Origin of the sequence: Streptomyces sp. MUM 203J (genome assembly GCF_022414595.1) — a bacterium.
Lineage (GTDB): Bacteria > Actinomycetota > Actinomycetes > Streptomycetales > Streptomycetaceae > Streptomyces.
In genome coordinates this window covers 1-26,725 of sequence record NZ_JADWYO010000052.1, presented here as the reverse complement: position 1 = coordinate 26,725, position 26,725 = coordinate 1, and the positions used below count along the sequence as shown (strand labels likewise).

12 protein-coding genes are annotated in these 26,725 nt (G+C 70.8%); 2 read left to right on the top strand and 10 right to left on the bottom strand.

The genetic code is table 11. The annotated features are described in order from the left end of the window. Positions 1-20 precede the first annotated feature (20 nt). Entirely contained in the window at positions 21-308 is a 288-nt protein-coding gene (locus I3F58_RS22485) for a hypothetical protein (RefSeq protein ID WP_240110469.1), read from the top strand. A gap of 482 nt (positions 309-790) precedes the next feature. Here I3F58_RS22485 and I3F58_RS22480 read toward each other — a convergent pair whose 3' ends face one another. The 4 genes from I3F58_RS22480 to I3F58_RS22465 all read right to left on the bottom strand — a co-directional run bounded on the left by I3F58_RS22480 (position 791) and on the right by I3F58_RS22465 (position 13,364). Continuing rightward, complete coding sequence (locus I3F58_RS22480) at positions 791-946, bottom strand: hypothetical protein (RefSeq protein ID WP_240110468.1); 156 nt, start codon at positions 944-946, stop codon at positions 791-793. Between the two features lie 96 nt (positions 947-1,042). Continuing rightward, a complete protein-coding gene (locus I3F58_RS22475; protein WP_240110467.1) occupies positions 1,043-2,296 on the bottom strand; it encodes a helix-turn-helix transcriptional regulator in 1,254 nt (417 codons plus the stop codon). A gap of 667 nt (positions 2,297-2,963) precedes the next feature. Continuing rightward, positions 2,964-9,383: an RHS repeat-associated core domain-containing protein gene (locus I3F58_RS22470; protein WP_240110489.1), complete on the bottom strand. Its 6,420-nt coding sequence runs from the start codon at positions 9,381-9,383 to the stop codon at positions 2,964-2,966. 204 nt (positions 9,384-9,587) lie between these two features. Continuing rightward, a complete protein-coding gene (locus I3F58_RS22465) occupies positions 9,588-13,364 on the bottom strand; it encodes a LamG domain-containing protein (protein WP_240110466.1) in 3,777 nt (1,258 codons plus the stop codon). A 256-nt stretch (positions 13,365-13,620) separates the two neighbouring features. Between I3F58_RS22465 and I3F58_RS22460 the strand changes: the two genes are divergently transcribed. Next, positions 13,621-14,745 (top strand): LPXTG cell wall anchor domain-containing protein, encoded by a 1,125-nt coding sequence (locus I3F58_RS22460; RefSeq protein WP_240110465.1) that lies wholly within the window; start codon positions 13,621-13,623, stop codon positions 14,743-14,745. Between the two features lie 113 nt (positions 14,746-14,858). Here the strand turns inward: I3F58_RS22460 and I3F58_RS22455 are convergent, their stop codons facing one another. The 6 genes from I3F58_RS22455 to I3F58_RS22430 all read right to left on the bottom strand — a co-directional run bounded on the left by I3F58_RS22455 (position 14,859) and on the right by I3F58_RS22430 (position 26,382). Further along, positions 14,859-16,643, bottom strand: a complete 1,785-nt coding sequence (locus tag I3F58_RS22455; protein WP_240110464.1) for a GMC family oxidoreductase N-terminal domain-containing protein — start codon at positions 16,641-16,643, stop codon at positions 14,859-14,861. A 33-nt stretch (positions 16,644-16,676) separates the two neighbouring features. After that, entirely contained in the window at positions 16,677-18,308 is a 1,632-nt protein-coding gene (locus tag I3F58_RS22450; protein ID WP_240110463.1) for a succinic semialdehyde dehydrogenase, read from the bottom strand. Between the two features lie 124 nt (positions 18,309-18,432). Next, on the bottom strand, positions 18,433-19,860 hold the full coding sequence (locus I3F58_RS22445) for a serine/threonine-protein kinase (RefSeq protein ID WP_374208022.1): 1,428 nt from the start codon (positions 19,858-19,860) through the stop codon (positions 18,433-18,435). Positions 19,861-19,890: 30 nt separating this feature from the next. Beyond that, positions 19,891-21,603: a serine/threonine-protein kinase gene (locus I3F58_RS22440; protein ID WP_374208021.1), complete on the bottom strand. Its 1,713-nt coding sequence runs from the start codon at positions 21,601-21,603 to the stop codon at positions 19,891-19,893. 183 nt (positions 21,604-21,786) lie between these two features. After that, positions 21,787-24,393 (bottom strand): serine/threonine protein kinase, encoded by a 2,607-nt coding sequence (locus I3F58_RS22435; protein WP_240110461.1) that lies wholly within the window; start codon positions 24,391-24,393, stop codon positions 21,787-21,789. Between the two features lie 117 nt (positions 24,394-24,510). Continuing rightward, entirely contained in the window at positions 24,511-26,382 is a 1,872-nt protein-coding gene (locus tag I3F58_RS22430; RefSeq protein WP_240110460.1) for a serine/threonine-protein kinase, read from the bottom strand. Between the last annotated feature and the right edge of the window lie 343 nt (positions 26,383-26,725).

Genomic DNA, 26,725 nt, shown 5'->3' with positions numbered 1-26,725 from the left:
CCACGGGACCAGCCGGTGCCGTGGACACCGTCGAGACGCTGACGGACGAAGGCGAGGACGAAGACGAAGACGACGCGGCAGGTGTGGCGGAAGCCGACGGAGACGCGGACGGCGTCGGTGACGACATCGCCGTGGCGGAGGGGGACGCGGCGGTGCCCTCCGCATCAGGCGAGGCGGAGGTACACGCCGTCATGCTGAACGCCGACGCCAGAAGGCAGACGACAGCACGCGGCAACGGACCCGGGCGGTACATGTGCGAGACCTTCCATCAAAGCGCGCGGGCCACTCAGCGGGCCCGAGGAACGTGAGTTCGACACCTCGGCCCCTCAAAGGGTTGCGCCGCAAGAAAGGTCAGGGAGAGTGCGACTCCGCAATGGTCAGCTGACAAGAATCCGCACCCACTGCAACCATCATCCAAGCAGGTCGGGCGAGGCGGAGGCGCTGACGGAGGCCCCGTCAGTCGAGCTCCCGCAACGCGACCAGGACTACCCTCACGGAGTCGACAACAGACGACCACGTACGCTTCCGCGCATCCTTCGTATACGGCTACGGGGCCGACCGGGGGCCACACAGGGAGCGATGGTGCGCGTCCGGGGCCTGGCGTGGCAGTCGGCGCAGGCGCGGGGGAACCAGCGGACCCTGCTGCCGCCGCGCGGGGGCTCGTGAAACTGGTCGCCGTACGCGAAGCCCGTACCGGCATCCGCCGGTGTGAACCGGTGCCCGCAGTGCACGCAGGCCAGGCCCCACCGTCGTACGTCGGTCAGCGCGCCGAACGCGGGAAGGGAGGCGCTCACCGGCTCCGCTCCTTCCGGGCGCCGCAGCGCGGGCAGGTGCACGGCGGAAAGGTGAGCACGGGCGGCGGCGGGTCGGCCGGCGCGACCTCGTGCCGCTCGCGGATCATCGTGGTGGTGCCGTCGGAGCGCACGCGGTACACCATCATCGTCATCACGGATCTGCTCCTGTCAGTGCCAGTCGGTGACGTGTCCGGCACTGACGGTAAGAGCGCCCCGGCGAGAACAGGGGCCCGGTTCAGGCCCCTTACCTACGCGGTCGTCATCCCGATCTTCACGGCCAGCGCCGCCGCCCGCTGCCGCCGCTCGGCCGTCCTGGACGCCGTCTCCTCCAGCACGATGCGCCGGGCGTAGCCGTTGTAACGGGTCGTCTCCGGCGCCGCCTCGTGGGCCTGTTCCAGCGTGGACACCGCCGTCTCGTACTGCCCGTCCAGGTAGTACGCCCGAGCCTGCTCGATGCGGTGCCGAGCGCGGCGCGGCCGGGACCGGATCACCCCGGCTTCAGCCCGTACGGCCTGCCGAACCGACTCGCCGCCCTTCCTCAGCTCCACCGCCACGGTCACCGCATGGGCGCCCATGATGTGAGCCCCGAAGCTCGTCACCGGGTGCGCGTACCCCCGAGGAAGGCGCCCGGCCATCTGCGCGGCACGGTCCCACCAGCCCCAGGCCGTACCGGTCTCCATCCGACGTGCGGCGGTGTACGCGGCTTCGAAGGTGAGGGCGCCTGCGATCGCCCGTACGTCCACGGTCGCATCCGGCAGGAGCGGTTCCAGGTAGCGGAGCGTCCGCCCAGTCACGTCGTCCGCCGCGTCGAAGTGGGCCGGACCGCTGTCCCGGTGGGCCTGAGCGGCCAGCCACGCCGTGACCCCGATCGCGTGCGGGTCCTCCGACTCCTGGGCCGCCACCATCGCCCGCTCGGCCACCCGCCAAAGCAGTGCCGGGTCGGGCTGGTAGGCCAGGAAGAACTGGGCGAGCGAGTACACCTCCGCCAGCACCGCCTGCGCCGCCCGCCTGTCGGCCGCCGTCTCCGCCCGCCGCGCGGCGACTTGGGCATCCCGGATCAGCCCCGGCAACAGATCGCCCAGCACCTCACGGTGGTTGGGCGACGAGTGCCGCGCGACCCAGGCCCGGGCGACACGGGCGCGGAGGTGCTCCGCGCAAGGAGCGGGGGCATCAGCGTCGAGCGGGAACGCGTTGATGGCCGCCGCCACAGCGGGAAGCCGCTGGTGGCCGGGCCCGACGAACAACTCGACGTCGGCCTCGGAGACGTCCCCGACCAGGTCGTTTAGGCGCGGAACCCGCAGAACTTCAGCGATGCGGAGGACCTCGGGCAGCCGCGGCATCCTCAACGCCCCGGTCTCGACCTTCTTCACCCAGGAGGGATGATGCCCGAGCAACCCGGCAAGCTGCTCGCGGGTCATGCCTCCGCGGTTGCGGAAGATGTGGACTCGCTGCCCGAAGCGAACTGAGTCCTCGTACGGATCCGGGCTTGCATCAGACGACACAACCATGCCCCTCCCTACGCAGCTCGTCCCTCACAGGGTATGGGACGAGCCTGGTCACCTCCGAGGTCCCACGGGATCGGCCCCAACAGGTACCACCAAACCAAGAGCCTGTGGGCATCGCACTAGTGCGATGCCCACAGGCTCAAGCACTCACGAAGCAAAATCGGGCAAGCTCACCCTCAGTCCGGCTGCTTCTCCAGCCGAACATCAAGGGAGCACACAAGGTCTGGATCATCGGTAGCGCACAGCTCCTCACCCCCCGAAACCACACTGAGCGTCATATAACACCCGCCATGTGCAACCCCGGAGAAATTTAGGGCCATGGACGCCCCTTCCTTCGCCTCCGGTCTGGCAAGGACGGTGTCGCTTCGACCGTCATCCACCCAGAAATTCCATGATCCAGAGGACTTCCCCGCAGGACACGACGATTGCCAGGACTCCCAGACAATTCCGGACGCCTCAAATGTCCTATCATCGCGAAACACTATCACGCCGCCACTCGACTTATCCGCCCACGATCCGACAATATCCGAATCCTTCACAGATGTCAGAGTTTCCTGATTCACGCAGGAAGAGAGCAGGAGCGCCACCAAAACGAACCCCAGGAATCGCGCTATGCAAGACGGCACTCCCAGAGCGTCGAACTGCCAACATTTCCGAGCAGTCATCACTGTACCCAGCACACGCAGCTATTCAAAGGGAGCCTCTCTCGCCACTCGAAGTTCTGCCTCACCGGTGCACCGAACGTGTCCTCGAACATCGGATTCCAGCTACGCGGAATAAGGTGTGTGGCTGAACGCCAGTCAGACAGATTAGTGGCGTGGAACTCCACGATGGCTACTCCTTCCTTACGATCAACAGACACGATCTTACCCGACCCGTCATAGGTACCAAGGAAAGCATCAGCCTGGTTGCGTGTACCGATAGCACCGTTGCTCAGAACGCCAGACACATCGTTCGCAGCCCCACGTATCGAGTTGAATTTCCACCAGGGACTCCCCGGCTCCGGCCCCACATCCTTGTAATCGACATTGAGCGGCTCCTTCGCATTTGGAGCATCCATTCCATGCTTGATGGCTTGATTAACCAGCTCCACTCGAGCCCTGCTGAACGTCTCATCGCCAGCCAGCTTACCCGTGAACGCGTCGCCACCACGGAACTCTTGAGTTGGCTTCAGCGGATAGCCGCCACCCCAGAGCCAGCCGAAGAACAGAGCACGCGACGTTTCCCACGGATTCCTCTTGCTGCCATAATCAGCGATGATTCCATAAGGGTCCTTGACGTTGTAATCAGCAAGGAGGGATTTCAGGTCTCCGTAGTTTCCAATCGGCCGCGTCTGGGCCTGCCATGGCGAAGCAAGCCGGTTTCCGCCAGAGGAAACGGTACCAAGTCGATTTGTATCCACCGCCCCAGAGCTGCCGCCGCCAGCTCCTCCGGCTACCGCACCCCAGGACATGGACATGCTGGCATCGGCTGCTTCCATCTCGCCCGAGCAGCTACCGCGTTGGCAACTGACCGCTGCCAACCCTGTGGGGTCGGTTGAGGTGACGGGACTGTTGTTGGCATAGCTGTAGCCATTGAGCGACTGGTGCTGCTCCAGGCTCAGGAGTGGGTCGACGCTGATGAACTGGCCCAGGGTTGGGTCGTACTGGCGGGCGCCTATGTGGGTCAGGCCCGTTGTCTTGTCGGCTGTCTTGCCCAGGAACGCCTTGTCGCCGGGGAAGTCCGACGAGCCCGAGCCCCGTGGGGCGCCGAACGGAGTCATGTGGCGCTTGACGAAGGGCTGCGTGGACTCCGAGGCGATCGACAGCGTTGACGTGCCGTGGCGGTCGCCGGCCAGGTAGTGGAGCTTCTGGGTGCCGGACTCGTTGGTGCGGAGCGCGATCTGCTGGCCGCCGAAGCTGTAGCTGCGCTGCGCCCACTTCGTGCCGTTGGCGCGGAGGTGGAGTTCCGTGGCGCCCACGTAGAGGACGCGCTCACCGCCCTGAGTGGAGCGGATCAGCAGGGTGCCGTCGGCGTCGTAGATGTAGTCGGTTGATTTTCCTGATTCGGTGAGTTCGGAGAGTTGGCCCTCGTCCGTCCACGTCAGGGACTGGGAGGCGTTCGGGCCCGGGCGGGTTGTCGTGTTGCCCGTGGAGTCGTAGGTGTACGTGCTGTCCGGGGTCGCGCAGTTCGCCGTCTTGCTCGTGCCCGTCACCGCGTGCGGCTGCGTGCCCTTGTAGCAGTACGTCGTCGTCGTGTTGCCGCTCGACTTGTGCTGGGTCTCCGTCGTCCGCTGGCCCGCCTTGTTGTACGTGTAGCTCGTCCAGTACGGGGCCGGGCCCGACAGGCTCGACGCGTTGCGCGGGTCGGCGCAGTTCTGGGACGCCGGGGTCCAGGCCTCGGTCATGCGGCGGTGGCCGTCGTACGCGAAGCACTGGGTCTCGGCGCTGCTCTTGCCGCCGAGGGTGGTGGGGTCCGCGATGGACGTGACGTTGCCCGCCTGGTCGTACGTGTAGGTCAGGTCCTGGAGCATGTACGGGTGTGTCTGGTCCGTGACATGGCTCCGGAGCAGGCGGCCCGTGCCCTCCTCGTAGGTGTTCGTGAGGTAGGACTTCTTGAAGGCCTCCGTGTTGCCGGTTCCCAGCGTCAGCTGCTGCGGCTGCCCGAGGGCCGAGTAGTCGACGTCCAGCAGGTAGCCCGTGCTGCCACCCAGCTTGGTGACCATGCCGAGGCCGTTGTAGGTGTAGTCGATGATCTCGTCACCCAGACCGCCGAGTGCGGGCTCCCGGTGGTTCGCCAGCGTGCCGTCGATCCGGTAGTAGCTGTCCAGGTCGATCGTGGCCGGGTTGCCCGCCTTGACCAGCGGGTCCGTGTCCGGGAGCGTCAGCCTCGTGTCCGTCGGGCGGCTCATCGAGTCGTACTTCGTGACCGACTTGGTGTACGCCGCGCCCGTCCGGCCGCCCACATAGCGGGTGCTGGACGTGACCAGGCCCTTCAGGAGTGTGTCGTAGGTGTACGAGGTCAGCTGCTTCGCGTCCGTCTTCTGGCCGGACCAGGTGCCGACCGTGCGGCCGAGTTCGTCGTACTCCGTCAGGATGGAGACGCCCTTGGAGTTCGTCGCCCTGATGACGCGGTCCGCTGCGTCGTACTCCTGACGGGACGTGCCCTTGTCGGGGTCCGAGTCGGTGGCGAGGCGGCCGAACAGGTCGTACGTACGGCTCCACTTCGCCCCGTCGGGGCCCGTGATGGTCCGTTCCTTGCCGTCCAGCGTGTGCGTGTACGTCACGCTGCTGTACGACACCCCGGTCATCGCCCCGTACTGCGTGTCCGCCGGGGTCTGGCCCGCGTACTCGCGGGTCTCGACCGTACGGCCCAGGGCGTCCGTGATCGTACGGGCCGCGGTGCCGCCCTTGACCGCTGTGGTGGCGGTCGAGTCACCCGTGTACGTGCTGGTGGTGGACCACTTCTTCTGGCCGAAGACCAGCAGGGTGCTCTCCGTGGCACGCCCGGCGCCGTCGAAGACGGTCTGCGTCTGGGTCGGTGCCTCGCCGTACTCGGCGCGGGTGTACGTGCCGTTCGGGGTCTTCGTGTTGTCGAAGATGTCCGCGAACGTCTCGTACGCCAGGCCCCGCGAGTCGTAGCGCGTGTCCGTCAGCAGCCTGCCGCCCTGCGGGGTCGGGGACTGCGTCTGGAGGGGACGCAGCAGCGCGTCGTAGAGGGCGTACGTGGTGTTGTACGTGTCGCCGTCCGCCTTGAGGGTGCCCGTGGACACCCAGGACGGCTGTGTCGCGCTGATGTTGTAGCGGAACTTCTGGTTCGGGGCCTGCGTGCTGACCGCGGCGCGGTTCGGCAGCCACACGTCGGTGAGGCGGCCGAGGGCGTCGTAGGCGAGTTCCGTCTTCTTGAGGTTGATGTCGTACGACCGGAGGGTCAGCCCGCGCCTCGGGTCGATGAAGTCCGCGCTTCGGTGGCCCTTGGGGTTCGTGGTGATGCTCTTGGTCAGCGGGCCGTCGGTCGCCGGGGTGTAGGCGGTCGAGGTCGTCTGGTCGGCGGCGTCGGTGACCGTGAGCGGGCGGCCGAGGGCGTCGTACGTCGTGCCGCTCGTCTTCTGCCAGACCGGCGTGCCCGTGGAGCCGTACGCCTTGGCCCGGCCGGTCCAGGTCGGCATCCCCTTGGTGGGCTGCATGGACGTGGACCAGGTGAGGCCGTCGTACGCGGTGGCGGTGTCGGACAGGACGTCGCCGCGCCGCGTGGTGTCGGCCGGCAGGTCGAGCCCCGTGTCCGCGACCGAGCACGGTTTGCCCACCGTGCGGGTGCGGGAGGCGAGACTGAGGCCGGCGGACGCGTTGCGGGCGTACCAGGTGCGGGTGCAGGTCTCGTCGCCGGTCCTGGCGTCGTCGCCCCGGCCCTCCACCAGGTACGGCGTGCCGTGGCTGTCGTACTGGGTGGACGTGGTGGCGGAACGCCACTTCTTCGGGGCGGTCAGATAGGTGTACTGGGTCGACTTCTGGACGCGCACGAAGCGGGCCACATGATCGCCCGCGCCGGGCACCGTCTGGCGCGCGGTCTCCTTCGACCACGGTTCGCTGGCGGAGGCGCTGACGGCCGTGGCACCGTCGTAGGTGACCTGCTGACGGAGCTGGCCCGCGTACTGGCTGCTGTCCTTGATGGATGCGAGGCCGAGGGACGGGGAGCCGAGGGGCGCGACGCTGACCGAGCGGGTCGTGCCGTTCTTCAGCTTGTCGCCGTCCATACCCTGCAGGTAGAGGGACACGGTCCTGGAGCGGGTGGTGTCCTTGGCTCCGCTGTGGACCGTCACCTGACGGTAGCCGCGCCACTCGGACCAGGTGCGCTCGTCCTTCGGGGTGAAGGGCTCGTCGCTGTGGTGCCAGGCGGCGCCGCTGTACACGTACTCGTGCTCGACGGCGTCGTTCTGGCCCGCCGGGTCGGAGACGGTGACAGCGGTGACCCGGTACTTCTGGAACCAGTCGACGGACGCTTCGGAGGAGCCGTTGATGTTCCAGAACTGCGGATAGCAGTTACGGGTGTTGGTGTCCTCGGCGGCACCGAGGACCTGGCTGCGGACGCACTCCGGGGACGACAGCGTCACGGTCGTGATCGCGCCCGTCTCGGACGTGACCGTCGAGATGCGGGGGCGGGTAAGCGGGAGGATGTCGTCGGTGCCATCGACCCGGTTCGGCCGCATCTGGTACGTGAACGAGACCGGCGGCAGGGTGATCGCCGTACCGGCCTTGGCGGTCCGCTTCAGGGACTTCAGCGTCAGGACGTGGTCCGAGGTGTCACCGATGTCGCCGCCGTCCAGGTACTGCTGGCTCAGCGCCCAGGAGTCGACGGGCTTGTAGGCACTGGTGGCCGCGTCCCACGAGTGGGTGTGGACGGCCGTCACACGCTTCCGGGAGAAGAACGTCGGGCCGGAACTCTTGCAGTCGCTCGCGCCGCTGGAGCAGATCGCGTCGAACGGCACGTCCGGCCAGTTCTCGGCGGTGTCCTTCGTGAGCGAGGTGCAGTTGCTGACCGTGCAGCGCTCGGCATGCGAGAAGGTGACCTTCGCGTCGGCGTCGCCGCTGAACAGCGCGCCCTTGCGGAGACCGTACTTGACCTCGGTGAGGTAGCCGCCGCGGACGTACGAGGCGTTCGCCGTGCTCGCCTTGTTCTTCTTGTAGTGGTTGGTCTCCTTGGTGTACCAGTACGTGGCCGCGTTGCCGCTGGTGTCCTCGATGTAGTCGAGGTTCCACCGCCACGCCTGGGTCAGGGAGCGGCCGGAGAAGCTGCTGCCCTTGGAGTAGCCGGGCTCGCCGGAGTCGTCGCCGAAAACGGGGACGGTCCAGGTGGAGTTGGTGCGCTGGGTGCCGGCGCCGTCGAGCTTGTTGAGGCCGAAGACGTACTTCGTGCCGTCGCCGGTGATGACGGTCCAGTACTCGCCGTTGTCGTCGCCGTTGTCCGCGCCCGTGGAGCGGATCACCTTGGAGTCGTCGTCGTTGAGGAGACGCCACTGGCCGGTGCTGTCGTCCTTGACGAGGCGGGACGCCTTGCCGTTGAGGACGAGGGAGGCGTTGTCGTACTTCCAGCAGCGGTCGAAGACGTCGGCGTGGCCGTCGTCGTCACAGGCCCCGTAGCTGCGCTCGATGTAGGACTCGGTGAGGGAGAAGCCCTCACCGACCGAGGTGCCCTGGTTGTTGGTGGTCGCGGTGCGGCCGTCGACGCTGCCCGAGTCGTAGGAGAGGGACAGCTTGGGGCTCGGGCCCGCGGCTGCGGGCGGCATCGTGAAGTCGTACGACCAGGTGAAGGAGCCGGAGCTGCCGCCCGCCTCCCAGGAGGAGGACGCGGACAGCTCGGTGGCGGAGTAGTCGCCGGAGCCGTTGGCGGCCTCGCCCGATCCGGGGTCGCTCGTCGCGGTGGCCGCGAGGACGGTGGCACCGGAGGACGCGGCGGTCGTGGCGGTCGTCAGCTGGGGCGACAGGCCGTCGCTCGCTGCCTCGGTGAGCTTCACCTCGGCGGAGAGGGTCTGCTTGGCGCCGTCGTTGCGGGACGGGAGCGCGGTCGCCTTGCGGCACTCGCTCTTCTCCGGCGTGGTCAGCGCACAGGCGGGCAGCTGGACGAGCTGGAGGCGGCTTGCCCAGCCGCCGCCGAGGGCGGAGGCGAAGGCGCCGTAGTCGAGGGTGAGTTCCGCCTGCCGGGCCTCGTCGGCCTGGGCGGTGAGGACGACGCCCTTGATGCCGAGGCGGTCGGCGGTCTTCTGGTCCAGGACCCTGAGGGTGGCGGCGCTGTCGTTCCTGCTCTTGCCGGTGGGCCTGAGGGTGACGGGCAGGCCGCCGGGTGCCGCCTTGGACGTGCCCTTCGCGCGGAGGGGCAGCTCGGCGCTGCCGGGCTTGGGCCAGGTCGCGGCCCTGCTCTCCTTGCGGGCGCGCACGGCCTGCTCGTTGTTGGCCGCGGTCTCCTTGGCCACCCGGGCGCGGGCCTCCTTGGCGCCTTGGCCCTTGACCTCCTCGACCTCGCTGACCCGCTGTTCGGGCAGGTCGGGGCGGCCGAGCCCGCCGGTCGCGGCTGCCGCGGTGACGGGGGTCAGGCCAACGGGGACGGACATGACCAGGGCGAGGGTCACGAGCAGGGGTCTGCTGCCTGGGCGCCGGGTCACCTCCGCCCGTCTCCTCTTTGTAGTGCCTATGCCAAACGGCATGAGTCATCCGTTCCTGGAAGTAGTTGGGAGAACCGGAGGAAGCCCGGTACAGGCGGGGATCGGGGCGGGCGGCGCCTGTGCACGCACAAGCGCCGCCCGCCGCCTCTCCCGTCAGTCGCCTACGTGCCGCTCCACCTGCTTGGAGCCGGCCATGGCTCCGGCCCACAGGCGTACGTCGCTGATCCGGGCAGGCAGGTGGTGCTTCCAGCCGCCCGAGGTGTAGCCCTTGGCCAACGCGAACTCCCCGGCGCCGAGCTTGGCGGTGTACGCCGTGGGCTCACCGTTCACGTTGTGGCCGAGATACAGGCTGATGGTGCCTGCCTGGGCGTCGTGGATGCCGGTCAGCCGGACGGCGCTGTCGAGTGCGGCCTCCTCGTCCGAGGCCACCGTGGAGAAGGTGCCGTCCGCGTTGAGGCGCCCGAAATGCCAGAACCCGACAGGTACGGTCCGTTCCTCGAACGTCTCCTCGTCGAAGACCGTCCTGGTGTCGGTGACCTGGAACCAGAAGCCCCAGGCCGACCCGTCAGCCGTGCGCTGGCCGAGCACCTGGCCCTTGTACCCGGTGCCCTTGGCCAGCAGTTTCGCGCTGTCCAGTTCGACCGCGGCGGTCACGGTGAACGAGCCGGTGTCGTCCACCGGCGGTCCGGCGGCGGTCGCCGCGTCGTCCACACCGTCGAACTGGATGGCCTCGTTCTCCGCCTTCGCCCCACCGGACAGCGTCAGCTCCCTCCCGTACCCGGACATGGTGTCCGTGACGGACGCACCGGAGACACCGGAGGCGTTCCAGTCGGCCACCAGCTCGACGCCCGCGTACTGCTCCGACGTCAGCAGCCGCGCCTCCTGCGCGATCTCCGCGGGGAGGAGCGCCCGCTGCCAGGCGGCCACCTCGTCGACGGAGCCGGTCCAGTAGTCGGTGTAGTTCCCGCGCCAGATGACGCGTCCGATCTGGAAGGGCCCCGTGGACGACCAGGACGGGCTGACGCTGTCGGCGCCCTGGAGCTGCCCGTTGACGTACAGGCGTATCTGCTGCGCCTCGGCGTCGTAGACGGCGGCCAGATGGGTCCAGGCGCCCACGGTGGCAGGCTGCTTGGCGATCACTTTCTGATCGGACAGATTGCCGTCCGCCGCGTCCTTCGGTGACGTACGCAGCGCCCAGGTCTTCTCCGAGGGCAGGTACGAGAGGTAGAAGGCGCCGTAGAACGATCCGCTCTGGCTCGCGACCGTCATGTAGCGGGTCGGGTCGTCCAGCCGCGCCCAGGCGGACACGGTGTACGAGGAGCGGGTCTCCAGCACCGGACCGGATGTGGCCGCGTAGCCCGCACTCCCGTTGGTCGCCAGACCCTTGTCCGTGACGGGGGTGGCGAGTTCGGCGCCGTTCCCGTCATGGGTGATCAGGCCACGGCGACCCCGGTCGTCACGGATGGCTCCGCCGGACAGGCTCGCGTTGTGGGTCGTGCCGTTGCCGGACGAGTCGGTGGCGGCGCCACTGCCTTCGTTGAAGTGCCAGCGGGCAACGGGGCCTTCGCCTGCGGCGACGAGGAAGTCGACGACCTGCTCGGCGCCCCAGCGGCCAGCATCGTCCTTGGCGCGCGCATAGAGACGGAAGGTTCCGGAACGGTCTGGCGTGACGGTGGCTCGATATCCGTAGACGTATGGGGCAGACTCCGGGGCCTTGGGACACCACTTCGAAGCAACGGCCCTCGAGCAGACCTTCGTTGCCTCGCGCCACGCCTCGCCGTTGGAGAGCCGGTACTGGTACGCCACATTATTGGTGTCGCCGTCAGCCGCTTTGAGTGTGATGGTGGCCTTTGCTCCCGGGCCACCGGCCGCGACGCAGTCGTTAGACGTGCATTCGCTGTACGGGCTGGAAAGTGAGATCCGCGGCGCCTCGGGCGCGGTAGCGTCGACCTTGAAGTAACACCAGCCCGTCGCGTTCTCGCTGGACGGCCCGCCAAGCGAGGACTTTCCGCCGTCGTAGTACGAGCGCACCCACGAGCGGTACCGGTAGAGCTTGCCCTCAGCCAGGGTGGACCACGACATGGTCACCTTGGTGTCGTGGCCCACATAGCCCGTCGACGGACGTGTGTCGCCGTTGCCGGGAGGTGTGTCCGACCAGGTGCCGTCAGCGTTCTTGTGGTCGATGTCGAACACGGCTCGGAGGCTTGCCTCCTTTTCGCCGCCCGCCTTGGTGCGTGCGGTCGCGGCCAGCGCCGGAGTGGGGTCCGAGATGACGGACGGGCTGCTTTCGGAGGTGGAGCACACCGCGCCCGACCCGGCCACCAGTCCGACCCCGGTCGGCGTGTCCGGCAGTCCCACGAAGACCACGGCCAGCACGGCGTCGTCCTTGAAGCGCTTCCACGCCGACGTGTCGGTCTCGTCGTGGGCGCGGAGCTGAAGTGTCAGCCGCTGGAACTTGCCCGCCGCGAAGTCGCGGACGGTCGGGGTGAGGTTCTCGTTGCTCTCCGCCGGGTTGTCGCGGAACTCGATCGGCGCGTCCGGGGAGTCCGGGTCGCACAGGGACCCGCGTCCTGCGGAGACGTTCCGGTCCACCATCAGGTCCCGTTCCTTCGGACGGGTCGCCCAGGTGGTGGCCGAGGAGATGTTGTCCGTACGGACCAGGTCCACCCAGCGCGGCTCGCACTGGAACGCCCAGGGCTCGGTCACCCGGAACGTCGCGTCCAGGACCTTCTTGCCCTTCAGACTGGCCGCGGAGAACTCGTAGTACAGGCGCTGCACGTAACCGGGCCCGCAGTAGTAGCCGTTCCAGCTACCGCACTTGCCGACACCCTGCCCCCGGCCGTCAGAGCCGTTGGACCAGTTGTACGACACATAGCCGTCCGAGCGTAGCTGCGTCCGCTCCGACTCGCCCCAGGTCACGGTCGGGTCGATGAACAGCGGGAAGGCCGAATCCGGTGTCCCGGCCAGCATGGCCGCATCGGGCACGACCGAGAGCGACTCCTGGTCGACCTTCACATCCATGCGGGCGATCTTGTCGCCCTGCCCGGGCTGCAGTCCCTTGCCGGACGGCGCCACCTCGGACGGGTCGCGCGGCACCTCGGCTTCGGGCGCTGCGGCAGCGCGCATCGCGGGTGCCGCCGACGAGGACTTGGGCTGCGGCTTGCTCTTGCCCGCCGAGTCCCACATGAGCGCCAGCGGCGCGCGGAACACGGTCTGTCCGCTGTCATCGACGGCGTTCAGGTTTCCGGCCGCGCCCTTGCTGACCGCGAGGCCCTTCGTCTTCAGTCCGAAGGTCAGTTCCTTGAGCCGCTTGTCGGAGGCGGCCCGGCGCGACTTGACGACCAGCACGTGCTGGAAGCTCTCGACCGTCGCCGTCACCTTCAGGTCGACGTCCGGGAGAACCTCTCGGTAGAGCGCGCTCGTGCCGTCCAGCTCAGGCTTCGGGAGCTTCCCGGGCCACTCAAGGGCAAGCGACCGGCCGCTGTCCGCGATGGACACGAGCGGGGTCGCGTCATCGCCACCGGAGAACGTCATCTCCGCGGCGGCGGCCCGGGGCCCGATCGTCCCGTCCGCCCGCTGCTCCAGCGTGGCGTCCGGCTTCTGCCAGCCTCCGTCGGGCTTCCGGACGCGCACGGGGACGGCGGATTCCTCCAGGGTGAAGGTGTACCCGTCCGGGTTCGCGAAGACCGTTGCACGCTCGGAGCGCTCGGCTGTGACCTCGACACGGGCGCCGGTGCGCTTCGCTTCCTCCAGCGCCTTGCGACTCTCCGAGAGCGCCGCGTTGCCCCCTGCGGTCGCCTCCGCCGCCTGTTCCTGGCCGATCGCCGGGAGCGTCAGGCCGGACACGGCCGTCGTCATGGCGATGGCCGCCACGACGGCGGCGCGGGGCCACTGTCTTCGCCTGTGGACCCCCGATGGACTCGTGCGCATGTCCCCCCCATTCGCAGTTGATCAAGACATGACGCGATCCAAGCCACGAAGTCACACAACGTCAACACACAATTACGCCAATCACTCTTGCGGGTGATGCAGCTCACATAAAGAACCTGTGAGTTCCCGTGCAACCAATCCCGCCCGCCGCAGGTCACCTATGCGAAACCAATGGCCACGCCCGCAACACGGCGGGGGAGGCCACACCGGACCGCGTGCCGCCACCAACGGCACGCCGAGACCACGGGGTCTTGACTTGAAGCTTCGTCGTGCCATGGCCGTCGCCGCCGCGACCGCCGTCATCACGCCTGCCGCGTTCCTGATGTCCCCGGCCGCCTACGCGACCGACGGATCACCCGCCGCGGCCGAGACGGCCACCTCCACGGGCGGCGCGGGCGAGGAGACCAAGGACGACGCCCAGTCGAACGGCACCTCCGAGAACGACGGCGAGACCACCGCGCCGGAGAGCAAGGAGACCGAGGAGAACACGGGCGGCGAGAACGCCACCACGCCGGACGAGAACACCGCCGGCGAGGAGACCAAGGACGACGAGAACACCGCGCCGTCCGAGGAGACCAAGGAAGAGCAGCCCTCCGCGCCGGACGAGAAGAAGGACGGCGAGGAGAGCAAGGACGAGGACAAGAAGGACGACGAGAACGCCACGTCCGACGAGAAGAAGGACGAGGAGGTGACCAAGGAGGAGGAAGAAGAGTTCAGCTGCGCGGACGTCGTGGACAACGAGGACGTCTCCACCGAGCTCATCGGCCTGCCGTCCAAGGTCGTGGCCGGCTCCGGCTGGAAGGAGTTCACGTTCCGCGCCGCGAACAACTCCGACAACGTCCTCGACGAGGTTGCCGCCTACCTCATGACCGTGGCCATCGACGGCAAGGAGTTCGACGACATGTCGAAGTTCGTCACCGTCCAGGCGAACATCGGCTCGGGCTGGGAGACCATCAACGACGACCTGGGCTACTTCGGCAGCGCGCAGGACCTGAAGCCGGGCGAGTACGCGGACGCCCCGATGCGTCTGATGGTGAACGAGAAGGCTCCGGCCGGCTACGGCTTCGCTTTCGCCTCCGGCATCAACATCACCAAGAACGACGTCTGCGAGTTCGGTGAGGAGACGGAGTACGAGTTCGAGATCCTCGCCGCCAGCGCCAAGCCGGGCAAGGTCGACGACGCCAAGGGCAAGCCGGGCAAGGTCGAGAACAAGCCCGCCCCGCAGGGTGGTCTCTCCGAGATGCCGATCAAGGGCGAGCTCGCCGAGACCGGTTCCTCCTCGATGCTGCCCACCATCGGCATCGCCGGTGGCGTCGCCATCGTCGCCGGTGCCGGTGTCGTCTTCGCGCTGAAGCGTCGCAACAGCGGTGCCACCGCGTAAGTAGCAGCGGTCGCGTCTGACGACAGGAAGGCGCACCCGTAGAGCCGGAGAGGCGCTGCACTCGGAGGGGGGTGCAGCGCCTCTCTTGTGTTTCCCGGGGAAGCACAAAGAAGTCAGTCGTCCTTGCGGGGCACCCTCGGCACCGGCAGCACCGGCAGCCGCAGCGCCCCGAACGCCTCCCTGGGCACCGCCGGGTTCTTCGGCTCCACCGGGGTCATCCGCACATACCGCTCCCCCTGCGCCGGGCGGGCGTCGGGCTCGCCCTTGTTGGGCCACAGGGACATGGCCCGCTCCGCCTGGGCGGTGATCGTCAGGGACGGGTTCACGCCCAGGTTCGCGGAGACGGCCGCGCCGTCCACGACCGAGATGCCCGGGTGCCCGTACAGCCGGTGGTACGGGTCGATCACGCCCTCCTCCGGCGACGCGCCGATCACGCAGCCGCCCAGGAAGTGGGCCGTCAGCGGGGTGCCCATCAGTTCGCCGATGTTCGAGCCCGCGAAGCCGTTGATCTCCTCCGCGATGGCCGTCGCCGCCTCCGTCGCCTCCCGGATCTGCTTCGGGTTCGGGGTGCCGTGGCCCTGGCGGGCGGTCAGCAGTCCCTTGCCCAGGCCGCCCCGCTTCCGGTACGTCGTCAGCGAGTTGTCCAGCGACTGCATCACCAGGCCGATGATCGACCGCTCCGACCAGCGGCGGTTGGAGACGGAGCGGAGCGTCAGCACCGGGTGCCTCGCCGCGTTGCCCAGCCACCCCCGCACCCGGCCCTTCCCGTCCGGGACGTACGGGACCTGGAGGATCGACAGCGAGCCCATCGCGTTCGAGCCTCTGCCGTACCGGACCGGCTCGATGTGCGTGTTCTCGTCCGGGTGGACGGACGAGGTGATCGCCACGCCCCGGGTGAAGTCCGGGTCCGCCCCGTGGCGGGCCCGGTAGCGGCGGTCCGTCGTCTGGGAGCCGACCAGCGCCTCCGAGTTCGTGCGGGTCAGCTCGCCCAGGCGGTCCGAGATGCGGGGGAGCAGGCCCTTGTCCTTCATGGTGTGCAGGAGGGTCTGCGTGCCGTAGGTCCCCGCGGCCACGACGACATGGCGGGCGCGGAAGGTGCGCGGCTTCGACCTGCGCCTGTTCGTGGGGACCGTACGGACCTCGTACGCCGAACCCCCCGGGGCCTCCGCGACCGCCCGTACCGTCGTCATCGGGTGGATCTCCGCCCCCGCCTTCTCCGCGAGGTACAGGTAGTTCTCCGTCAGCGTGTTCTTCGCGCCGTGCCGGCAGCCCGTCATGCACTCGCCGCACTCGGTGCACGCCCGCCGTGCCGGGCCCGCCCCTCCGAAGTACGGGTCCGGCGCCTCGCCCCCGGGCGACGCCCCCGGAGCCGTGCCCTCCGCATCCTTCCCGTCCCCGAAGAACACACCCACCGGTGCCATGTGGAACGTGTCGCCCACGCCCATCGCCCGTGCCGCCGCCTTCAGATGGACGTCCGACGGGGTCGTCGTGGGGTTGAGGCGCACGCCCAGCATGCGTTTCGCCTGGTCGTAGTACGGGGCCAGCTCGGCCTGCCAGTCCGTGACGGACGCCCATTGCCGGTCCTGGAAGAACGCGGGCGGCGGGACGTACAGCGTGTTCGCGTAGTTGAGCGAGCCGCCGCCCACCCCCGCGCCCGCCAGCACCATCACATTGCCCAGCAGGTGCACGCGCTGGAGGCCGTATAGGCCGAGCGCCGGGGCCCACAGGTAGTTCCTCAGGTCCCAGGAGTTCCTGGGCAGGGTCTCCGGGGTGAAGCGGCGGCCCGCCTCCAGGACCCCGACCCGGTAGCCCTTCTCCGTCAGCCGCAGCGCCGCCACCGAGCCGCCGAAGCCCGAGCCGATCACTATGACGTCGTAGTCGTACCGAGCTTCCGGCATCTCTCTCCTCACACCACAGGGACCACGGAACCGTCAGCGCAGCCGCAGGGCCTTCATCAGCCTCAGGCTGCGGCTCATGAACTGCGCGTACTTCGCGTCGTCCATCCCGAAGGAAGGCGCCAGCGGCATGACCCTCTGCTGGGCGACCGTCTGGGCCTCGGTGTACTTGAGGATGCCCTCCGCCCCGTGCCGCCGGCCGAGGCCCGACTCCTTCATGCCGCCCATCGGCGCGCGCACACTGCCGTACGCGGCGCTGTACCCCTCGTTGATGTTGACCGTGCCCGCGCGCAGGCGGGCGGCGACGGCGTGGCCGCGGCGGCCGTCGCGGGTCCAGACGCTGGCGTTCAGGCCGTACGCGGTGGCGTTGGCACGCTCGACGACCTCGTCCTCGTCGGTGAAGCGGTAGACGGACACCACCGGGCCGAAGGTCTCCTCGGCGCAGACGGCCATCGGCTCCTCGACGCCCTCCAGGATCGTCGGCTCGTAGAACAGCGGGCCGACATCCGGCCGGGCCACGCCGCCCGCCAGCACCTTCGCGCCCTTCGCGACGGCGTCCTCGACATGCCGGGTGACGGTCTCCAGCTGGCGCTCACCGACCAGGGATCCCATGTCCGCCCCGTACGCCAGGGCCGTGCCCAGCCGCATCGCCCGCGTCCTCGCCGCGAACCGCTCCAGGAACGCGTCGGCCACCGACTCGTGCACGTACAGGCGCTCGATCGAGATGCACAGCTGACCCGCCGAGCTGAAGCACGCGCGCACCGCGCCCGCCGCCGCCTTCTCGACGTCGGCGTCCCGCAGCACCAGCATCGCGTTCTTGCCGCCCAGTTCGAGGGAGACCCCGACGAGGCGGTCCGCCGCCCCCCGCGCGACCTCCCGGCCGGTGCGGGTCGAGCCGGTGAACGACACGTAGTCCGCGTGCCGGACGACCTCCGGGCCCACCACCGGGCCCTCGCCCAGCACCACCTGGAACACGGCCTCCGGAAGTCCCGCCTCCACCAGCAGGTCGCGGGCCCACAGGGCCGTCAGCGCCGTCTCCGTGTCGGGCTTCATGACCAGGGCGTTGCCCGCGACGAGCGCCGGGAGCGCGTCGCCCACGGACAGCTCCAGGGGATAGTTCCAGGGCGCGATCTGGCCCACCACGCCCTTGGGCTGGCGCAGTTCGGTCACCTTGGTGAGGGTCGGCACGGCTCCGGTGTGCCGCTTCGGCCTCAGGTACGCGGAGGCGCGGTGCCCGTAGTGGCGGGCCGCGATGGCGACGGCCAGCACCTCCTCGTGGGCGTGCAGCCGGGCCTTGCCGGTCTCCAGCTGGATCAGGTCGAGGACCTCGCCCTGCCGTTCCAGGAGCAGGTCGTGGAAGCGGAGGAACACGGCGGCCCGGCGGCGGACGGGGGTCGCGGCCCAGGCCGCCTGGGCGGCGCGGGCCCGCCGGAACGATTCCGCCACGTCCTCGGGCGCGGACTCGGGCAGCTCGGCCAGCCGCCCGCCGGTGAACGGGGTGTGGTTGGCGGTACGGCCGGAGCCTCTGACGCCGCGGGTGAGCCGCGCGACCAGATCGGGCGTGACCACGTCGGCGGCGGTACGGACACCGGCGGGGGCCGGAGCCACCGGGTTGGCGGCGGGAGTCGGGGCAGCGGTTGCGGTGGCGGGGGCCTGCGTGTCCGTCATGGGGGTGAGGGTATGCGCGCCCGGGCCCTTTGTGTACCCGTCGGTAACGCGTTTTCGCCGGGCCCGCACATCACGCCAGCGTTCACTGGCAGATAAGCCCTGATCAGCGCGTTGTCGGCCGGAATCAGCGGGTGGTGAGCACCAGCACACCGATCGCCACCAGAGCGGCGAGGAGCAGCCCCGCCAGCAGCCCGGTGAGCGGAGAGGGCCGCCTGCGCACCCGTGGGGCGGGCGGGGAGGGGGGTGGAAAAGGGGGCGGGGGCGGCACCTGGGAGAGGGGGCGGGAGGGGGGCGCGGGCGGCATGCGCGGGTGCGGCGAGGCCATGGACTGTCGGTACGGCACGGAGTCGGGGGCACCGCCCGGGGCCCGCTCCCCCACCCGGGCCGGGTCCCTCACGCCGGGCTCCTCCCTCATCGCCTCCACCGGCGGCAGTCCCCGCCCCGCCTGGTCCCGCGCATCCCCGCCCGGCCGGCCGGAGCCCCCGCCGCCCTCCCCGGGTGAGCGCACATGAGACCGTGCCCCCGCCCGCGCGTCCCCCTGTTCCCCCACCCGCCCCACGGGCCGGTCATGCACCGGAACGTCCGGTTCCACCGCCCGCCCCGGCGCGGCACCCTCGGGCCCCGCCGCATCCGCCGCCCACCCCACCCGCAGCAGCCGCTCCGCCTCCGCCGCGCCGAGCCTGTGCGCCGGATCCCGCTCCAGCAGGCCCCGTACCACCGGCAGCAGCGGGCCCGTCCCGGCGGGCGGCCGGATCTCCGCCTCCACCACCGCGTGCAGCACCCCGCCCAGCGAGTCTCGGTGAAAGGGCGACCGCCCCGTCATCACCGCACACAGCAGCACCCCCAGGGACCACAGGTCCGACGCCGGCCCGGCCCGGTGGCCCTGCACCCGTTCCGGCGCGGTGTACTCGGGCGACCCGACGAACATCCCGTCCTCCGTCAGGGTCGTCGCCCCGGCGAGCTGGGCGATGCCGAAATCCGTGAGCACGACCCGCCCCGTGGACTCCTCCAGCAGCACGTTCGCGGGCTTCAGGTCGCGGTGCAGCACCCCGATCGCGTGCGCGGCGCGCAGCGCGGACAGCAGGGCGAGCCCGATGGCGGCCGCCTCCCGGGCGTCGACCGGGCCGTGCTCCGCGATCCGCTCGGCCAGCGTGACGCCCTCCACCAGCTCCATGACGATGAACGGAACGCCGTCCTCCGCCACCACGTCGTGCACGCACACGATGTGCGGGTGATGCACACGGGCCACGGCGCGGGCCTCCCGCAGGGTGGAGTCGACCGACGGGTCCCCCGCCCCGCCGGTGCGGCCACGCCCCGCGACGCCCCCGCCGTCCGTGTCGACGTGCAGTTCCTTCACCGCGACCCGGCGGCCGAGCAGTTCGTCGTACGCGCGCCACACCGTGCCCATGCCGCCGCGCCCGAGCCGGACCTCGAGCCGGTAGCGGCCGACGATCCGACGCGCCTCACCGGGCTCGGCGTGCGGTTGTTCCCGCCGTTCTCGCTGTCGCGGCAGTTCCCCCTGCTCCTCCGGTCTCCAGCCTTCGACCGACACGGCACATCTCCTCCGCTCGCGCCGAGGAAGTCACCCCTCGGCGGGTCGCCAGTGGCGCAGCACGATGTCGAACTGCTCCCGTGTGGTCGCCCAGCTCTCCTCGGGCGACGACATGTACAGCGCGTACTCGGTTCCGTCGTCCGTGTAGTACACCTGGTCGATCGCGTGGCGCTTTCCGGGATGGGTCTTCTTCTCCAGCCAGGTGAACTCCCAGAGACAGGATTCCAGTTGATCACGGAACGTATTCGCGTGAAGCTGGATCCGGCGATACTCCGGCAATCTGTCCTTCAATCGCCGTTCCACGTCCAGCATGTGCATGTACGGGTTCTCGAAATCGGGCGACCGGTCGACGCTGACCCGGATGCGGTGCTTGCCGTTGTCCGGGGTGTAGTCGATCTGGTCGCCGTCCAGCTGACGCTCCCAGCCCTTGGGGACGAGCAGGCTGAAGCCCTCCGGGTCCTGTACCCGGTGCCATCCCTCAAGCCCCTTGCCCGAGACGGGATCCGCGGTGGACCCGGTGCCCGGGTCTCCGGTCGGCCGGCCGGCCGGGCCGGCGGTGACGGACTGCGGGGCCCCGCCGGTGTTCACGTACTGGAGCACCGCGAAGCTGGTGCCCGCGCCGACGAGGGCCGCCGCGAGGACGGCCAGCGCGGTCCGCCGCGCACGGCGCGGCCGGGGCGGGGGCGGGGGCGTGCGGGGGCCGGGTGCGGCGCTGGAAGCCCCTTTTCCGGCCTCGTCCGCCGACGCCGTCCTCGTCGTCGGCGGCTGCGTCAGCTCGCCCGGAGGCTCCGCGGTGCCCCCCGCGCCGGTCGCCGTGCCGTCCGCCGCACCGGTCAGGTCTCCGTCCCGCTCGCCCGGTTTCAGCGTCCGCGTCGGCACATACGCCTGGGCTGCGGCCGGGTAGCGGCCCTCCATGGCCTCGACGAACATGTGCTCGGCCTCCGCCGGATCGGGCCGGGCCGCCGGGTCCTTCCGCAGCAGTGCCGTGATCACCGGCCCCAGGGCATCCGCCCGGACCGGGGCCGGAGGCTCTTCGGTGACGACGGCCTGCATGGTGCTGATGGGCGACGTACGGCGGAAGGGGGAGCCGCCTTCCACGGCCGCGTAGAGCGTGGCGCCCAGCGCCCACAGGTCGGACGCCGGTCCGGGGTCGCCGCCGCGGACCCGCTCGGGCGCCAGGTAGTCGATGGAGCCCACCAGTTCGCCGGTGCGCGTGATCGTGGAGTCGCCCTCGATGGCGGCGATCCCGAAGTCGGTGAGCAGCACCCGGCCGTCCCGGGCCAGCAGGACGTTGCCGGGCTTGACGTCCCGGTGCAGCACCCCGGCCGCGTGCGCGGCGCGCAGCGCGCCCAGCACGTGCAGGCCGATGCGGGCGGCCTCCCGCGCGTCGACGCCCCCGTCCTGCGCGTCCTTCATGGCGTCCGCGAGCGACTGGCCGTCCACGTACTGCATGACGATCCACGGCCGGTCGTCGTGTTCCAGCACGTCGTGGACGGTGACGACGGACGGGTGACTGATCCGCGCGGCGGCCCGCGCCTCCTTCTGGGTACGCGCGTGGAGGACCGTACGGTCGGCTTCGGAGACGTACTGGCCCGCCGTCAGTTCCTTGACGGCCACGGTCCGGTGGAGCACCTCGTCATGGGCGCGCCACACCCTGCCCATGCCCCCGCGGCCGATGCTCTCGCCCAGCCGGTACCGACCGGCGAGCAGCAGCCCCGCACCTGTGCCCTGCATGTGTTCCACGTGTCTCCGCTCGCCCCCACCACAGCTTCGGAGCAAGGTTACGGAGGGTGTGCGGCGGGCGGAACCGCGGGGCGCCCAAGGAGACCGCACCGTGATGCACTTGCCCGCTCTGTCCGCTCTGCCTGACAGGCCGCAGGGCCGAGTTGACCACTGAGCGTTACTCACATGGTCGTACGGATGTGCCTAGCGGGTGACGCGATAGCTCCGGGTCGCCTGCTCGTGGAACGCGGTGACCCTGTCACGCTCGGACTCGGGGCCGATGGCCAGAATGACGTGGTACGTGTCGTCGACGAGGACGGCGAGGTTGCGCACGTACAGGTTGCGGCCGCCCGCGTCCTGCCAGGTGAACTGGCCCTCGGCCATGGACTGCCGCCCCTCGTCGATGCGGCGCAGCCCGGTCGCGGACGCCCAGGTCGAGTCCCGCCACGGCTGGAGTTCGCGCTCCTTCTCCCGCTGGTACTCCAGCGGGTCGGCGCCGGAGGTGCGGATGGTGTCGCGGCCGGGGACCACCACGAGGGTGAAGTCGCCCCCGGTGTAGCGGACCTGGCCGATCTCGTTGACGGGGCTGCGGCGCCAGGTACGGTCGACGGCGACCTGGAAGCCCTCGGGGTCGTCGCGCAGGGCGTAACCCTCGGGGAGCCGGGGGGCCGTGGGCGTGACGGCGTTGGTGGAGGGCGCCTGGCCGCCGGGGGCGGGGCGCTGCGCCGCCGACTCGGTCGGGCCGGCCTCCGGGTCCGTCGCGGGCGTGGTCGCGGTGGGGAGGGCCGTACTGCCCGCGGGGGCCTGGGAGCGGTCCCGGGCGCCCTTCCCGGGCATGAACAGCACGGCGTACGCGACGGCCCCGGCGAGCGCGAGCAGGATCAGCAGCAGGAGCGTGCGCCCCAGGGCCCGCGGGCTCCCGGAGTTTCGGCGCGCGGGCCCCCGTTCCCTGGCCTTCCGGTGGCGGTGCGGCTGGGACCGGGGCGCGGGGCGGTCGGCTTCGCGACGCATCTCGGGGGCGCGGGCCCGGCGCCTGCGCTCCAGGTCTCCGCGGCGGCGCAGGATCGGCAGCCGGGTGTCGTCGGCGGACGGCATCGGCACGAGAGACAGGCCCGCGTCGGGCTCGGGCGCCGACCGGATGAGCGAGCGCAGCCAGCCGCGCAGCTCCTCGTAGTCCGGCCGCTCGGTGGGGTCCTGGCGCAGCAGCGACTCGACGACGGGCCGCAGCGGCCCGCATTCCTCCGCGAAGGCGGGCGGTTCGGCGCACACCATCTGGACGAGCTCGGGAGCGCTGTCCTCCGGGTACGGGGCGTGTCCCTGGAGGACGCGGAAGAGCAGGGCCCCGAGGGCCCACAGGTCGGTGGCGGGTCCGACGGGCGGGGCGAGCTGCCAGGTGCCGTGCACGGGTCCCGCCTGCTCCGGCGCCCACCGCTCGGTGACGGGCCCGACGACGGCGATCCTGGCCTGCCGGGCCCGCTCGGCGGCGAGCGGCGTGGCGGGGCCGCGGTAGGGGGCGGGCTGCCGGAGCTCCGGCTCGGGCCCCTGGCCGGGACCTTGTCCCGAGGCCGGCCGGGGCGGCTGCCGGCCAGCGGGCGTGCGTGAGGCGGAGCCGTACGGGCGCGGGGCGCCGAGCGGCTGGACGGCGGGCCCCTGGGGTTCGGGCTGCCGGGCCTCGGCCCTCTGGGCATCGACGCGGAGGCCCGCGCGGGGGCCGCCGTACGGGGGCATGTCGCCGTACGGGGACCTGCCGCCGCCCGCCGGGACGGGGCCGGTCCGGGCGGGGCCGTCCCGCCACGTACCGGCGAGGAGCGCGCGCGGGGCGTCGCCGTCCGGCCGACGGCCGGGGCTGCCGTCCTGGGCGTCGTCCTCGTCGTCCGCGATGCGGTCGGCCAGCTCGTTCACCCACTGTGGCTGATAGCCGCTGGGCAGGGCGGGAGGCGCGGGCGGCAGGGGCAGCGGGGCCCGGTCCGGGCCGGTGTCCGGGCCTCCGGGGGCGGCGGCCTCCTCGGGATCACCCGAACTCCCGGGATCGCCCAAGAGTTCGGGAAGGCCGTGCTCGCCGTGGTCGCCGTGGTCGTCGTGGTCGTCGTGGTCGCCGTGGTCGTCGTGGTCGTCGTGGTCGCCGTGGTCGTCGTCCGGCGGTGGTACGGGCGCGTACCCGCACAGCGCCTCCTCGGCGGCACCGGTCGCGAGCCCGGAGAGGACGACGCGCCCGTCGTCGCAGACCAGCACGGTACGGGTGGTGATGTTCCGGTGGGTCCAGCCGTGTGCGTGCAGGGCGCGCAGCGCGGTAAGCAGGTCGGAGGCGATCTCGGCGGCGCGGTACGGGCCCAGCGGCCTGTCCCCGAGCAGCGCGGCGAGCGGCCGGGCGGCGATCGGCTCGCTCACGATCCAGAGCGAGCCGTCCTCGGTGAAGACGTCGAAGACCTGGTCGAGCCGGGGATGGTCGGGGATCCGCGCGACCGCCTGCACCGCCTCGACGGCCCGCTGGACGGCCGGATCCAAGGCCGCCGCCCGGCGCCCCCGGTCACGGTCCCGCCCGTACAGCCGCGCCTGCTGCTGTGAACCGCCTCGGCCGTACGTCCGGTACGCGTCCTGGACGTCGTCTCCGTCGACGACTTCGGCATCCACGGTCTCCGGCAGCGGAACCTGCCGGATCACGACCTCCTGGCCGCTGTAGCTGTCGAAGGCCCGGGTCTCGACGAGGGAGGCATACGGCTCGTCGTACGCGCCGGTGGACGGGTCGTCGTCAGAGGTGGGCAGCGGCAGGCGGTAGCGGTCCGCGAGCACCCTTCCCGCGTAGTCGTCCACGACGCCTCCCCACCAGCCCGCTTCCCCCCGGCCCGTCACATCCGGTCGGATCCGGTGCAGTTACGCACCCGATCCGGTCCCATACGGTCCACGCGCTCTCACGATACGTGCCCGCGCTCAGTCCGTGGGCCGGAACGTGGCGAACGCGGTGTCCCGCAGCTCGGTGCACTCCTCGCCGTCCCACTCACCGGACTTGCAGGTGATCATGATCGCGTACCCGTGCGTGGCGTCGACCTTGAACCCCCTGTTGAGCACCCATACCCGCTCGCCGCTCTGTTTGCGCTCGAACTGCCAATCGGCGGTCGTCGGGTAGCCGTTGTATTCGACGGGCTTGATGCCGTGGTGCCGGTAGCCGGAGCTGCTGGCGGCGACGGCCGTCATGGCGGCACGCCAGGCGGCTGCCGCGTCGCCACCCGGGCTGTCGGTGTAGTCGACCTGGAGGCGTGGGAAGCCTCCGTCGACACTGAAGACAGCACCGGAGTTGCGGCCGGCTATGGCGGTCTGGCGGAAGTTCTCCGGCATGGCGATGGAGAAGTGGAACCGGTCGTTGGTGACGAGCCCGTAGCCCTCGGGGAGTTTCTCGCCGTCGCCGTCGCCGGGCGAGCCGGAGGACGGGGCGCCGTCGTCGCCCGTGCCGTCCCCGGGGTCGTCGCCGGAACCGGTGGTGGTGCCGGGCTGGTCGCCGCCGCCCGCCTCCTTCTCCTTCTCCTCCTTGCCGGGTTCGCCGTCAGGGCGGCCGTCGTCGCCGGTACCTGCGTCCGTACCGCCGGTGCCGTCGCCGGCGGTGGATCCGGCCGAGGACGTCCCGTCGCCGCCGGCTGTGCCGCCCTTGCCGTCGCCCGGGCCGTCACCGCCGAACGCGAAGGCCAGCACCGTGGCGAGGACGGCGAGGACGGCCACGACCGCGATGGTGACCAGGGCGCGGCGCGGCACCACGTCCGTGAGCGGCGCCCGTGTGGAAGCGGGCGGACCGGAACGTTCCGCCGTGGCGGTCGACTTGGTTCCGGGCTTGGCGGTGGTGGCCGCCGCCGCGTTCCGTACGGCACGGAGAGCGCCGCGCAGCCGCTCGGCGGTGGCCTCGCCGGGTGCGGCGGCACTGGCGGTGGCGGCCGCCGGGGCCGGGGCCCGGTCCGGGGCCTTGCGGGCGGACGGGACGGCGGGCGGCCCGGGCGGAAGGGGCACCACCCGGGTCTTCTCCGCCGGTCGTTCGCCCTCCGCCGCGGCGGCGGGCGGCTCGGTGGCGTCGAGGACCTCGTGGAGCATCGCCCGGGCGCCCGCGTCGTCCAGCCGCTGCGCGGGGTCCTTGGCGAGCAGCCCGTAGATGGCCTTGTCCAGCGCCCCGGCGTTCCGGGGCGGTTCGAGCTGCTCGGTCATCACGGCGGTGAGCGTCGCGATGGCGGAGCCCTTGTCGTACGGCGGGTGGCCCTCGACGGAGGCGTACAGCAGCCCGCCCAGCGACCACATGTCGGCGGCAGGACCGGGACGCTGGCCCCGGGCGCGCTCGGGTGAGATGTACGAGGGTGCACCGACGAGCATGCCGGTGGAGGTGATGGACGGATCACCCTCGACCTGGGCGATGCCGAAGTCGGTGAGCACGACGCGGCCGTCGTCCGCGATCAGCACGTTGGACGGCTTCACGTCACGGTGCAGGATGCCCGCGCGGTGCGCGGACCGCAGCACGTCCAGGACGGCGAGCCCGACTTCGGCGGCGCGCCGGGGCGTCAGCGTCCCGTCCTCCCGTACGACGTCGGCGAGCGACCGCCCCTCGATCAGCTCCATGACGATCCAGGGCCGGTCGTCCTCGTCCACGACGTCGTAGACGGTGACGGCACCGTTGTTGCGGATCCGCGCGATGGCCTTCGCCTCGCGCAGCGTCCGGGTGACCAGGCGCCGCTTCTCGTCCTCGTCGATGCTGCTGGGGAACCGCAGCTCCTTGACGGCGACGGTCCGTCCGAGTGTCTCGTCGACGGCCCGCCAGACGGTACCCATACCGCCGCGCCCCAGCACCCCGTCCAGCCGGTAACGCCCCGCCAGCAACCGCCCGGGCTGCGTCTTCCGTACCAGCGGGGCCGCTGCCTCGCCTCCGCTCGGGTCGCCCTCGGGCGTCCCCCCGGCACGCGTGGACGCCGCCCCGGGACCGGCCTGGTGGGCGCCCTTGACCGGACCGCCCGCAGGGGCGGCGCTGTCGGGTGCCTCTTCCGTCGACGGCGCCTTCCGGCCGGAGCCGGCGACCGCCGGGCCCGCCTCGGCCTGGTCGTCGTCGGCCCGCTCCGCCTTCTACGCACAGGACGAGGCGCAGGAGTGCGCCCGGGCGCTCGCGCACCTGGAGGAC

Excerpts from the sequence above, each read along its gene's own strand:
- I3F58_RS22480 (WP_240110468.1), bottom strand. The coding sequence starts at position 946 with ATGACGATGATGGTGTACCGCGTGCGCTCCGACGGCACCACCACGATG.
- I3F58_RS22470 (WP_240110489.1), bottom strand. The coding sequence starts at position 9,383 with ATGTCCGTCCCCGTTGGCCTGACCCCCGTCACCGCGGCAGCCGCGACC.
- I3F58_RS22465 (WP_240110466.1), bottom strand. The coding sequence starts at position 13,364 with ATGCGCACGAGTCCATCGGGGGTCCACAGGCGAAGACAGTGGCCCCGC.
- I3F58_RS22455 (WP_240110464.1), bottom strand. The coding sequence starts at position 16,643 with ATGCCGGAAGCTCGGTACGACTACGACGTCATAGTGATCGGCTCGGGC.
- I3F58_RS22450 (WP_240110463.1), bottom strand. The coding sequence starts at position 18,308 with ATGACGGACACGCAGGCCCCCGCCACCGCAACCGCTGCCCCGACTCCC.
- I3F58_RS22430 (WP_240110460.1), bottom strand. The coding sequence starts at position 26,382 with ATGGGTACCGTCTGGCGGGCCGTCGACGAGACACTCGGACGGACCGTC.